The organism is Vibrio sp. 1402 (genome assembly GCF_033340275.1).
The window spans coordinates 1-847 of the sequence record NZ_JAWOWE010000153.1 but is presented as its reverse complement, the minus strand read 5'-3'; the positions used below and the strand labels follow the sequence as shown (position 1 = coordinate 847).

The window sequence follows — 847 nt, the reverse complement described above, 5'->3', positions numbered from 1 at the left end:
ACTACCTCGGAGTGTGGCAGCAAACCCAATACCGCCAGCAATCCATGACACAATCGTGTCTGTTAATGCGCCACCAACAAGTGATGCGATTGCCACGCAGCGCCGAGACCTGCCCAACCGATGCAAGCCTATACACCCAAGATGTCACCCGCGAGTTTGCCGATATGTGGTGGGTAAACAATGACGAACCGAAAGCCAATTTGGCGCAAATGAACATCATGGTGCGCTGGTCAACCACTCCGGCAGAAATCAACTACACCACATGGGAATACTTACCGGCGGGAGCCAACTGGGAGCAAGGCATTTTGTATCGCTACCAACAGAACGTTAGTCGCAACCGAGATGGTTCTGATCATATTGAAACGCATACGATTTCTGAATTTGTCAAAGTGAGCGAGGATGTATAACCATGGCAACAGCAGTAGCACTGACACAAATCATTCAACAATGGCAATCTGGTGATAAACGAGCTGAGAGCGAGCTCTATCAGTTTGCTTATTTACAGTTGCGTAAGATCGCCCAACATGAGCGTGAACGAAATGCAGAAAAGTACGGCACCAACAACAAAGTACTGGCAGACAGCGTCAACAGCACCACGGCATTAATTCATGATGCTTACCTGAAAATGTCCAACTGCGACATGAGTGAAATTGAAACAAAGCGCGATTTCTTTTTGATGGCCGCCAAAGTGATGCGTCAAATCTTGATCGATAACGCACGCTCGCACCAAGCACAAAAGCGTCAACACATTACATTGATGAGAGATGAAGAAGATCGTTTCGAGCAATTGATTATCATGGATAAAGCTCTGGATAGTTTCAGTAGCCGCTATCCACGCCAATCGAGC

General features: G+C 47.3%; 1 protein-coding gene and 1 pseudogene. Both read left to right on the top strand.

Translation table 11 applies throughout. The features are described from left to right. Positions 1-407 (top strand): annotated as a pseudogene (locus R7044_RS24755) (chromosome partitioning protein ParA); the annotation flags it as partial. Positions 408-409: 2 nt separating this feature from the next. Next, on the top strand, positions 410-847 hold a 438-nt coding region (locus R7044_RS24750), incomplete at its 3' end, for an ECF-type sigma factor (RefSeq protein ID WP_225455940.1).